The sequence below is a fragment of the Myxococcus sp. NMCA1 genome, from assembly GCF_026810205.1.
Lineage (GTDB): Bacteria > Myxococcota > Myxococcia > Myxococcales > Myxococcaceae > Myxococcus > Myxococcus xanthus_A.
In genome coordinates this window covers 5,555,547-5,567,334 of record NZ_CP113950.1, presented here as the reverse complement: position 1 = coordinate 5,567,334, position 11,788 = coordinate 5,555,547, and the positions used below count along the sequence as shown (strand labels likewise).

General features: G+C 69.7%; 2 protein-coding genes. Both read right to left on the bottom strand.

Annotated features, from left to right (window positions below; translation table 11 throughout):
• Window positions 1-56: 56 nt before the first annotated feature.
• Complete coding sequence (locus tag OZ403_RS22895) at window positions 57-3,497, bottom strand: non-ribosomal peptide synthetase (RefSeq protein WP_268781730.1); 3,441 nt, start codon at window positions 3,495-3,497, stop codon at window positions 57-59.
• Window positions 3,494-11,722 (bottom strand): non-ribosomal peptide synthetase/type I polyketide synthase, encoded by an 8,229-nt coding sequence (locus OZ403_RS22890; protein ID WP_268781729.1) that lies wholly within the window; start codon window positions 11,720-11,722, stop codon window positions 3,494-3,496. The genes OZ403_RS22895 and OZ403_RS22890 overlap by 4 nt, the downstream gene beginning before the upstream one ends.
• Window positions 11,723-11,788 lie beyond the last annotated feature (66 nt).

Below are 11,788 nucleotides of genomic sequence, written 5' to 3'. Positions count from 1 at the left end.
GAGGAACGGGGCAGCGGCGGAACGGGCCACGCCAGTCGTGGCGTGGACCCGAGGCGCTACTCCTTCTTCGAAGAAGTCGAGTCAGGGAGGTTCAGCTCGGCGCGCGTCGCGGCCTGGACGAGGCGGGCTTGCCGGGGCCGGGCCACCAGTGGCGGGGGGACGGCGGGCGAACTGGGTTGCTGGAGTGTCTCCAGGTGCTTCGCCAGCGCGTCGAGTGTGGGGTGCTCGAAGAGGACGCGGAGTGACACGTCCACCTTCCAGGACTCCTGGATGCGCGCCACCACCTGGACGGCCTTCATCGACTGGCCTCCCAGGTCGAAGAAGTTGTCATGCGCGCCGACCTGCTCCACCGCGAGGACGTCGCGCCAGATGGCCGCGAGTTGGACTTCCGTGGGCGTGCGTGGCGCCTCGTAGGCCGTCGAGGCGCGCTGGTTCGCCGACGGCGCGGGGAGCGACTTGCGGTCCAGCTTGCCGTTGGCTGTCCGGGGGAAGGACTCCAGCGTCACGAAGTGGCTCGGCAGCATGTACGCCGGCAGGTGAGACGTCAGATGCTGGCGAATCGTCAGGGCTTCGGGAGCGGGCTCGGCGCCGGGGCGCACGTAGGCGACGAGCTCCGCGTGGCCCGACACGTCCCACAGCTTTACGGCGGCTTCCAGGACGCCCGGCACCTGCGCCAGCCGGGCTTCAATCTCCCCCAGTTCGATGCGGAAGCCGCGCAGCTTCACCTGCCCGTCGCCGCGGCCCAGGTACTCCAGCGTGCCGTCCGGCAGCGCGCGCACCAGGTCGCCCGTGGCGTAGAGCCGGCCGCCCGGCACCTGCCCGAAGGGGTCTGGCACGAAGCGCTCCGCCGTCAGGTCCGGACGGTGGAGGTAGCCCTGCGCCACGCCGTGCCCGCCGATGTACAGCGCGCCCATCACGCCCATGGGCACCGGATGCATGGCCGCGTCCAGCACATACACCTGCGTGTTGCCAATCGGGCGGCCCAGGGTGATGCGGCGTCCCGGCTCCAGGCGCGTGGTGGTGGACCAGATGGTCGTCTCCGTGGGGCCGTACATGTTCCACAGGGACGCACCGCTCGAGCACAGCGGCTCGACCAGTTCGGAAGGGAGCGCCTCTCCACCGCAGAGGAGCTTCAGCGCGGGGCTGCCTTTCCACCCCAGCGTCAGCAGCATCCGCCACGTGGAAGGCGTTGCCTGCATCACCGTGGCGCCACTCTCCACCAGCGCCCGCATCAGCCGGGTGCCATCCACGGCCGTCTCGCGGCTGGCGATGACGACGCTGCCGCCCACGCTCAGGGGCAGGAACAGCTCCAGCACGGAGATGTCGAAGGCGACCGTCGTCACGGCGAACAGCGTGTCCTGGTCGGTCATCCCAGGCCCCCGCTGCATGGACGCCATGAAGTTGACGACCGCGGCGTGCGGCACGGCCACGCCCTTGGGACGGCCCGTGGAACCGGACGTGTAGAGCACGTAGGCCAGGTTCGTGCCCGCGAGCGTCACCTGGGGCGGCGTCGTGGGGGCGCCGGAGGCCTCGGCCAGCACCAGGCGCTTGCCACGATAGGCGGGGACCTGTGCGGCCAGCTCCGGCTCGGTCAGCAGCAGTGAGACGCCGCTGTCGTCCAAGATGTGCGCCAGCCGGTCCGGCGGATACAGCGGGTCCAGCGGCACATACGCCGCGCCCGCCTTCAGGATGCCGAGCAAACCCACGAGCAGCTCCACCGAGCGCTCCAGGAAGATGCCCACGCGGTGCCCCGGCTCCACGCCGAGCTGGCGCAGGTGGTTCGCCAGCCGGTTCGCCTGTTCATCCAGCTCCCGGTAGGTCAGGGCGCGCGACTCGAAGCGCACGGCGGTGGCGTCCGGGCGGCGCGCGGCCTGCTGTTCGAAGAGGCCGTGGAGGCTGTCGGGCAGGGGCAGGTCGAGCGCGGTGTCGTTCCACTCCCGCAGCAGTCGCAGTCGCTCGGGCTCGGTCAGCAGGGGCAGGTCGCTCACGGACCGGGTGGGGTTCTCCGCGATGGCCGCGAGCAGCGTGAGGAGGTGCCCGGACATCCGCGCGACGGTGGCCGCATCGAACAGGTCGGTGTTGTAGTTCAGCTCGCTGACCAGCCCCTGCGCCGTCTCCGCCATCGACAGGGAGAGGTCGAACTGCGTGGTGCCGCTCTCGAACTCCAACTGCTCCAACGTGAGGCCGGACAGCGAGAGGACCTCGGACGGCGTGTTCTGGAGCGTGAACAGCACCTGGAACAGCGGGGAGTAGCTCGGGTCACGCGGCGGCTGGAGCGCTTCGACCAGTTGCTCGAAGGGCAGCGTTTGATGCGCGTAGGCGCTCAGCGTGTCCTGGCGCACGCGGGCCAGCAGCTCGGCGAACGGACGCGCGCCGTCCACCTGGAGCCGCAGCGGCAGTGAGTTGACGAAGAGGCCGATGAGGGGCTCCGTCTGGGGCACCCGGTTGGCGATGGGCGTGCCGATGACGAGGTCCTCCTGCCGGCTGCCGCGGGACAGGAGCACGCCGAACGCGGACAACAGCGTCATGAACAACGTGGCCTCCGCCTCGCGGCTCCGCTGCTTGAGCCGGGCGGTCAGCTCCGAAGGCACGGTGAAGCGATGGGTCGCGCCGTGGAAGCGCTGGTTCGCGGGGCGGGGCCGGTCGGTGGGCAACTCCAGCATCGCAGGGGCGCCGGCCAGGTGGTCGCGCCACCAGGAGAGATGCGGCTGGAGGTCGCCACGGGTGGCTCGCTCCTGCTGCCAGCGCGCGAAGTCACCGTATTGAAGGGCCGGTTCGGGAAGCGGAGAGGGCTCGCCCGTGCTGAACGCGCGGTAGAGCGCCGCCAGTTCGCGGATGAGGACGCCCAGGGACCAGCCGTCGCAGGCGATGTGGTGGAGCGTGAGCAGCAGCACGTGCTCGCGTGGGTCCAACCGCAACAGGGACAGCCGGAGGGGCAGGTCTCGCGACAGGTCGAAGGGCCGGCCGGCCTCCTCCGTCGCACGCCGCCGGACCTCGGCCTGACGTGCGTCGGCGGGGAGGTGCTGGAGGTCCACCTCGGGCATCGTCACGGACGCGGGCGGTGAGACGCGCTGGAAGGGCTGGCCCTGGTGCTGCCCATAGCTCGTGCGCAGCACCTCGTGACGGCGGACGATTTCGTCCAGGCTCCGCTGAAGCGCTGCGACGTCCAGGGCGCCTTCGAGCCGCAGCGCGGCGGGCATGTTGTACGCGCCACCAGGCCCCTGGAACTGTTCCAGGAACCACATGCGCTGCTGGCCGGAGGACAGCGGCAACTCCCCGTCGCGAGGGCCGGCGGGGATGAGGTCCGCGGCGCTCTGGAGTGACTGGCCCACCTGCTGGAGGAAGGAGACCAGCTCCTCCTTACGGGACTTCATCTCTCCAAGCAGGTCGGGCGTCATCACGCCCGGAGGGGCGTTGAAGCGCAGGCGTTCGCCTTCCATCCACAGCCGCACGTCGTGCTGGCGCAGCCGGGTCAACAGTCCGTCGATCGTGTTCACAGCTCCCCCTCTTCACGGCTCGCGCCGTTGACGCTGGTGTCCTCGGCAGCGCGTGACGCCCACAGGACGGTGTCCACGTGCTCCGCGAGCCCGGCGATGGTCGTCTGCTTGAAGAGCCGCTCCAGCGGCAGCTCCACCTTGAGCGCGTCCCGCAGTCGCGATGCCACCTGCGTGGCCAGCAGCGAGTCACCGCCCAGTTCGAAGAAGTCGTCGTGGATGCCCACGCGGGGGAGGCGCAGGGCCTTCATCCACACATCCGCCAGCGTCTGCTCGGTGGGCGTGCGCGGCGCGACGAAGGGACGCGTGGGCGCGCTGGCCTCCGGGTCGGGCGCGGGCAGCGCCTTGCGGTCCAGCTTCCCACTGGCCGTGAGTGGCATGGCCTCCAGGAGGACGAAGAAGGCGGGGACCATGTAGTCCGGCAGCTTCTCCAGCAGGAACTGGCGAAGCGCCGCGGGCGTCACGCTGCCCTGCGTGGAGGGCACCACGTAGGCCACCAGCCGCTTGTCATGTCCGGCCAGCGCGCCTGGCTCCTCGCGGACGGTGACGACGACCTCCTGGACGTGCTCGTGCGCGCTCAGCGCGGATTCGATTTCTCCCAGCTCGATGCGGAAGCCGCGCACCTTCACCTGGTGGTCGGTGCGTCCCAGGAACTCGAGCGTGCCGTCGGGCCGGTAACGGACCAGGTCTCCAGTCCGGTAGAGGCGCGCCGCCGGGTCGTCGCTGAACGGGTCCGGCACGAAGCGCTGCGCGGTGAGCTCCGGGCGGTTGAGGTAGCCCGCAGCGACCAGCGGTCCGCCGATGTGCAGCTCGCCCGCCACGCCGATGGGCACGGGCGAGCCGTGCCGGTCCAGCACGTAGCAGGGGCGGTTCGACAGCGGCCGGCCAATCGGGACGCGCGTGGCGCTCCAGCCCTTGGGGATGTCGAAGGTGGTCGCGGTGATGAGCGTCTCGGTGGGGCCGTAGGCATTGAGCGTGCGCACGTTGCCCAGCGGGCCGTGCTGCCACAGCTCCAGGACCTTGGGCAGCACGGTGTCGCCGCCGATGATGACCAGCCGCAAGTCATGGGCGCCGATGGCCGGCGGCGATTCGGCCCAGCTCTGCGTGAGCTGCTGCCAGTACGCCGTGGGGAAGTTCATCACCGACAGCCGCTGCTCGACGACACGCCGGGCCAGTTCCTCGGGCGTCCAGACCTGGTTGCCGCGCAGGACCAGCGTTGCGCCCGTCATGAACGTCGGCAGAATTTGCTCCAGGGACGCGTCGAAGTTGAACGAGGCGAACTGCAACACGCGGTCGCGCTCGGTCAGCTCGAAGTGGAGCTGCATGTCTTGGAAGTGCACCGCCATCTGCCCGTGGCTGATGACGACGCCCTTGGGCTCCCCCGTGGAGCCGGACGTGTAGATGACGTAGGCGGGGGACGTGGCCGTCGCGGTGTTGGGCGGGTTCTCCGTGGGGCGGGACGCCAGCGTGACGGCGTCCGTATCCAGGTGGACGACCTTCGCGGTGTGCGCGGGCAGACGCTCCGCGAGGGACTGCTTCGTCACCAGCACGGCCGCGCGCGCGTCATCCAGCAGGAAGCGCAGCCGCTCCACGGGGTGCGCGGGGTCCAGCGGCACGTAGGCGCCACCGGCCTTGAGGATGGCCAGCAACGTCACCAGCATCTCCGGCGAGCGGTCGATGAAGGCGCCCACCAGCACGCCCGGTCCGACGCCCAGGCCTTGCAGGTGGTGCGCGAGCTGGTTCGCGCGCCGGTTGAAGTCGGCGTAGGTGATGCACTGTTCGTCCAGCTCCACCGCGTGCACGCCCGGTCTCGCGGCGGCCTGCTGTTCGATGAACTGGTGGGTGAGTAGATCCTCCCGGTAGCCCACCTGGTTCTGGTTCCACGCCACCAGGACCTTGCGGCGCTCGGCCGGGGTGAGCATCGGCAGGTCGGTCACGCGCGCTTCCGGTTGCTTGAGCGCGCCCGAAAGCAGCGTGCGGAAGCCCTGGGCCCAGCGGGCCAGCGTCGCGGCTTCGAACAGGTCGGTGTTGTAGTCGAAGTCCAGGACGAGCCCGTCCTCGGCGTCGATGACGTTCAGGCTCAGGTCGAAGGCGGCGTAGCGAACGGGCTGCGGGACGAAGTGCGTCCGCAGGCCGTCCATCTGGAGGTTCCCCAGCGGGCGCTCCAGGTTGAACGTGACGCTGACGAGCGGCGTGTGGCTCGTGCTGCGCGGCAGTCCCAGGCGCTTGATGAGCAGGGCGAAGGGATAGTCCTGGTGCTCATACGCCTCCCAAAGCACCTGCTTGAGGCCCTGGACGTATTCGGAGAACGTCTGCTCGCCCTGGACGTGGCTGGCGATGGGCAGCAGGTGCGCGCAGTAGCCCACCATTCCCTCGCTGCCCTCCATTCCCCGGCCCGCGGTGGGGATGCCCACCAGCACGTCATCCTGGCCCGTCAGGCGGTGGAGGAACGTGGTGTAGACGGAGAGCAGCAGCATGAAGAGCGTGGACTGTTGCTGCGCCGCTGCCTCCCGCAGGGACTGGGTGGTGGCGCGGTCCAGCCGCAGCGTCTCCCGGGCACCCCGGTAGCTGCGGTGCGCGGGGCGGCCATGGTCGATGGGCAGCTCCAGCGCGGGTAGCGTCTCCACGCGCCGGCTCAGCCAGAAGCGCTCGTGGGCCGACTGCTCCTTGGTTCCGGCTTGCTCATGGAGCCACTGCACGTACTCGCCCCACTGCATCGCGGGCGGAGGCGGGCTGCTCTTGCCTCCCCGGAGCTCGGTGTAGCGGGCCGCAATCTCGCGGACGATGACACCCATTGACCAGCCATCCACCGCGACGTGGTGCGCGGTGAGGACGAAGACGTGTTCCTGCGCGCCCAGCTTCAGGAGGTTGACGCGGAAGGGCGCACCGCGGTGCAGGTCGAACGGTGTGTTGCTCTCCTGCTCGTACCAGGCGGAGAGGCGCTCGGCCTGCTCCGGCGCGGGCAGGATGGAGAGGTCGTGCAACGTCAGGGAAAGCGCCAGCGAAGCGGCCGCGGTCTGCTGCTCGCCGGACTCGTGGACGTGGATGCGCAGGGCTTCATGCCGGTCGACGACGTGCTGGATGGCGCGCTGGAGCAGCTCGCGCTGGAGCACGCCTTCGAGCCGCAGGCTCATCGACAGGTTGTATGAGATGGAGCCGCCGGGGTTCATCTGGGCTAGCACCCAGAGCTGCCGCTGCGCTTCTGTCATCGGCAGCGTGCGTGCTTCCACGAGGGTCGGCTCGGGCGGTGTCGTGCGTGGCCAGAATCCGCCCGCGCGCATGTCGGCCACCGTCTGGGTGACGGCGCGGACGATGGTGTCGAGGTCCTCGTCCGAGTGCGCCGTGGAGAGCATGCACGTGCGCCCCTCCCAGATGTAGATGCCGCGCTGGATGAGGTGGCAGAAGAACAGGTCCATCTCGAGCGACTGGTACAGGTAGCTGGTGTTGCCCGCGGCGGAGAAGCGCAGCACCGAGCCGCCGTGGACCGCCTCGATGGGTGCCTGCTCGCGCTGGAAGATGTCGTTGAGGCGCGCGACCAGCTCCGCGGCGCGACGGCTCAGATTCTCCTGGAGCGCGGCCCCTTGGGCCTTGAGGTGGCTCAAGGTGGCCACCGTGGTCGCCATGGTCAGCGGGTGCTTGCAGAACGTGCCCGCGGAGAAGGTCGTCTCGACAGCGGGGTAGGACGCGTCACCGTAGTTCCAATCGCCCCCGTCGATGCGGTCCACGAAGCCGCCCCGGTCCGCGACGGCGCCAATGGCCATGCCGCCACCGAGCACCTTGCCGTAGGTGACCAGGTCCGCCTCGATGCCGTACCACGCCTGCGCACCACCCGGGTGGAGCCGGAAGCCGGTGATGACCTCGTCGAAGATGAGGGGCACGCCTGCTTCGCGCGTCATCGTCCGCAACGCCTGGAGGAAGGCCCGTGGCTGGAGATTGGGACGGCGGCTCTGCACAGGTTCGACGAGGACGCCCGCCAGTTCGTGCAGGTGCTCGCGGATGAGCTCCAGCGTGCGGTCCTCACCGTAGGGCAGTACGAGGACGTCCTCGACGACCTTGGGAGACACGCCCGCCGCCATGGGCAGCGACTGGGGCTCGCCATTGACCATGCGCCCCACTACCAGCGTGCCGTCGGAGTGGCCGTGGTAGGAGCCGGTGAACATCACGATTTTCGTGCGGCCCGTCGCGGCGCGCGCCAGCCGGAGCGCCGTCATCACCGCCTCCGTGCCGGAGTTGCAGAAGGTGACGCGCTTCATCCCGGTCAGCTCGCAGAGCAGCTCCGCGGCCTGTCCGCCCAGGTCCGACTGAGGGCCCAGCTCCATGCCCTCCGCCAGACGTTGTTGCAGCGCCTCCATGATGAAGGGCGGGTTGTGACCGAACAGGTGCACCCCGAAGCCCATGGAGAAGTCGATGTACTCGTTGCCGTCCGCGTCCCAGACCCGCGACCCCTTCGAGCGCACGCTGACGATGGGGTAGCAGACCTCCTTCAGCTCGGCGCGGAAGTTCATCAGCCACCGGACGTCGCTCCACTTCGAGCGGTAGCGGACGGCTGCTTCCTTCGAGCGCTTCGTGCGCGCGGTGTACTTCGCGATGAGCGCGTCCAGGTGACGCTGCTGCACCGCGGGAAGCTCGCGCTCGGGCGTTCCGGACTTCGGCCCCGCGCCAAAGGGTGACGCGCCTCCAGCCTTCGCGGTGTTCGCGGGCGCTGCCTTGGGGGCGGGGGCTTCCTGCGCCGCGACGGGGAGCGAAAGCGGCGCTGAGGGACGTCCGCCCAGGAGCGCGAGCTGCTGCGCCATGAGCTGCAACTGCTGCTGGATGAGCTGCTCGACGGCGCTTCCCGGAGGCGCGGAGAGTGTGTTCGCGGCGGCGGGAGGCGCGCTCACGGGGAGCGGAGCGGGAACACTCGTCGCGGCTGGCGCGGGGCTCAAGGCGAAGCTCGCGGGCAGCGTCTGGTCGAGGTGGCTCGCCAGTGCGTCCAGCGTCGTCAGTTCCTCGAAGAGCTGACGGATGGCCAGCTTCACGCCGAAGCGCTTCTCCACGTTGCGGATGGCGTCCAGCAACACGAGGGAGTCGGCGCCCATCTCCAGGAAGGACATGCGCGGGTCGAGCTTCTCGGGAGGTGCCTGGAGCAGCAAGGCGACGACCGCGCGGAGCTCCGTGAGGAGGCGCTCCTTGCGTGACACGACGGGCGCTGCGGCAGAGGTCTGGGTCATCATCGTCGGGCTGTGGGCAGGGGAGGGGAGCGTGGAGTCCAGCAAGTACCGCTGACGCTCGAAGGGATAGGTGGGCAGCGGGACACGCCGTCGCGGGTGGTTCGCGTCCACTGCGCTCCATGGGATGGCGACGCCGCGCGTGTGCAGCGCACCGAGGCTGCCGAGCAGCGTCTCCCAGGCATCCTGCTGACGCCGCAGGCTGGGCAGCCACAGGCTCGCGCTCTCGGGCACGCAGCGCTTCGCCATGCCGAGCAGCGTGTCGTGCGGGCCCATCTCGATGAACAGCGCGGGGCCCGCCTGCGTCAGCGTCTGGAGGCTCTTGAAGAACTGGACGGGCGCGCGCGCGTGTCGTCGCCAGTAGGCGGCGTCGGGGGCCTGGGACATGCGCTCGCCCGTGAGGTTCGAGATGAGCGGGAGGCGTGGCGCGTGGGCGGGCAGGACGCGGGCCACCTGCTCGAAGCCAGCGAGCATCGGCTCCAGCAGTGGCGAGTGGAACGCGTGGGAGACGGTGAGCGGCCGTGACTCGATACCTTGAGCCTGAAGCGCCGTGATGATGCGCTGGACCGCTTCACGCTCACCGGAGATGACGACGTGCCGCGGCCCGTTGATGGCGGCGACGTCCATCAGCGGCTCGCCCTCCAGCGCCGTGCGCACCGTGGCTACATCCGTCAGGACGGCCGCCATTGCGCCGTTCTGGGGCAATGCCTGGATGAGCCGGCTGCGCGTGGCCAGCAGGGCCAGTGCTTCCTCCAGCCCGAGCGCGCCCGCCGCGTGCGCGGCCGTGAATTCGCCCACGCTGTGGCCCATGACGGCGTCGGGCACCACGCCCCACGAACGCCACAGCTCCGTCAGGGCATGGCCCAGCGCGAACAACGCAGGCTGGGTGTAGCGCGTCTGGTGGATGAGCTGCGCGGTGGCGTCCGTCGTCGGAAACAGCACTGACAGAAGGGGGACATCCAGGTGCGGACGGAGAAGCGCGTCGCAGCGCTCCAGGGCTTCACGGAAGACGGGCGCGCTGTCGAACAGCTGCCGTCCCATGCCGGGGTACTGGGTGCCCTGGCCGGGATACAGGAAGACGATTCGCCGCGCGGCGCCACGCTGCGCCTCGGCCTGATGCAGCCCGGGCCCATCATGCCCTTGGGCGAAGGACTCGAGCCGCGACGCCATCTCCGCATGCGAGCTCGCGGTGAGCGCGAGCCGATGCGGCCACGCATTGCGGCCGGTGTTCGCGGTGAAGCAGACATCCGCTAGCGCGGGTGCGTCCGGCCGGGAGAGGTGCTCCTGGTACTGCCGGGCCATGTTCCGCAGGGCCGCATCGCTCCGGGCGGACAGCGTCAGGACATGGCTGCCGCGCTCGGGGACGCGAGGTGCATCCGCGAGACGCGACGGAGGTTCGCTCAGGATGACGTGGGCGTTGGTGCCACCGAAGCCGAAGGCGCTGACTCCCGCGATGCGCGCGCCGGGCGCTTGAGGCCACGGCTCCCGGCGAGTTGGAATCGGGAATCGGCACGCATCCAAGGCGATGTGCGGATTGAGTTCGCGCAGGTGGACCTGCGGCGGAATCTCTCCATGGCTCAGGGCCAGCACCGTCTTCATCAACCCCGCGATGCCGGCCGCCGCCTCCAGGTGGCCGATGTTGCTCTTCGCCGAGCCGATGAAGCAGCGCTGCTCCGCCGTCCTCCCCGGTGACAGCACGGCGCTCAGGGCCGCAAGTTCAATCGGGTCGCCCAGCGGCGTTCCCGTGCCGTGGGCTTCGATGTAGCCAATCTGCTCTGGCGACAGCCGGGCCTGACGGAGGGCTTGCTGGATGACGTCCTGCTGCGCGGCGCCGCTGGGCGCGGTGAGGCCGTTGCTCAGCCCGTCATGATTCACTGCCGAGCCGCGGATGACGGCCAGGATGGGCGCGCCCGAGGCCAGCGCGTCCGACAGTCGCTGGAGGACGACGATGCCGCAACCCTCGGAGCGGACGTAGCCGTCAGCCGACGCGTCGAACGTCTTGCAGCGTCCATCCGCCGCCATCATCCCCGCTTGCGAGAAGGCGATGGTGAGCTCGGGCGACAGGATGAGGTTGACGCCGCCCGCCATCGCCAAATCACACTCGCGGCCGCGGAGGCTCTGACAGGCCAGGTGCACCGCGACGAGCGACGACGAGCACGCGGTGTCCACGGCCATGCTGGGACCTCGCAGACCCAACACGTACGACAGCCGGTTGGCCGCGATGCTGTGCGCGTTGCCAGTGCCCGCGTACGCATCCAACAACGAGCGGTCGCCGAACTGTCGCTGCGCGTAGTCGCTGGTGCTGATGCCGACGAAGACGCCCGTGCGACTGCCCTGGAGTCCCTGCGGTGCCTGTCCCGCGCGCTCCAGCGCCTCCCACGCGACTTCCAGGAGCAGGCGCTGCTGTGGATCCATCCGCACGGCTTCGCGGGGCGAGATGCCGAAGAAGAGCGGGTCGAACGCGCCGACGTCTTCAAGGAAGCCGCCCCATCGCGTGTTCATCGTCGCGGGCGTGGACGGGTCCGACGAGTAGAGGCTCGCCGCATCCCAACGGTCCGCGGGGACTTCGGTGATGGCATCCCCGCCGCGCTGGAGTAACGCCCAGAATGCCTCTGGCGTCGGAGCTCCCGGGAAGCGGCACCCCAGCGCCACCACCGCGATGGCTTCGTCCTGCGCGGCCTCGGTGACGGGCGTCGCGGGCGCGTGCGTCACGGGCGCGGTGCCACGGCCGAGCGCCTGGCTGAGCGCGTCGATGGTGGGGTGCTCCCACAGGATGGTGGGCGACACGTCGCGGCCCAGCCAGTCCGCCAACTCACCCGACAAGAACACCGCGTCCTTCGACGTCAGCCCGTAACGAACGAAGGGTTCCTGAGCGTCGACCTCTTCGGGCGCGAGCTCGGCGGACTCGGCCACATAGGCCCTGAGCCACGCCGCGATTTCGTCACGCGTGCGGTCTCCAGACACACCGGGGACCAGAGGGGAATCCACAGGGGCCTGTGAGACACCGAAAAATGGCTTCATCGAAACTCACGGACCTGAGGTGAAATCCTACAGATCTGGATTATTATGAAATCGTTCTGAATCCGA

Bases quoted from the DNA above. Each gene is read 5' to 3' on its own strand.
- OZ403_RS22890 (WP_268781729.1), bottom strand. From the start codon at position 11,722: ATGAAGCCATTTTTCGGTGTCTCACAGGCCCCTGTGGATTCCCCTCTG.